At 70.7% G+C, this 417-nt stretch carries 1 protein-coding gene; it reads right to left on the minus strand.

What is annotated here, in order from left to right:
• Positions 1-20: 20 nt before the first annotated feature.
• Positions 21-417, minus strand: a 397-nt coding sequence (locus BTA51_RS29100) for a DUF2397 family protein (protein ID WP_141215726.1), incomplete at its 5' end; no start/stop codon positions are given.

The raw sequence follows: 417 nt of genomic DNA on the forward strand, positions 1-417 counted from the left end.
GTCGAGCAGCAGGCTGTCATTCATGCCACGCTCCAGTTCTGCCCGGCCGCCCGGGGCTCAGCTGCGCGGTCAACGGAGGGTGTGTGGCCTTGAGGGATGACCGCCAGCCACAGCTCGGGCCCGGACAGGTGCCCTTCGGCCAGTTCAACGGTGACCGTGATGTGGGGCCGGCCGAGCTTGACGGTCACTTCCAGGCCGGCCTCGTCGACGGCGGCCCGCCCCAGTCCGTCCTGCGGGTGGTACTGGCTGAGCGCGACTTCGACGGCATTGAGCAGGATCAGTGCCGCCTCGAACGGCAGTTGGCCCAGATACTCGAGGCCGACCTCGCCGTCGGTGGCCAGCAGCCCGGCCAGATAGCGACGGCGCTGCGCGAGCGCCTGTGCCTGGGCGTGGGCCGCTGCTCGGTCGGCGCTGGTG

Origin of the sequence: Hahella sp. CCB-MM4 (assembly GCF_002260525.1) — a bacterium.
Taxonomy (GTDB): Bacteria; Pseudomonadota; Gammaproteobacteria; order Pseudomonadales; family Oleiphilaceae; genus Hahella.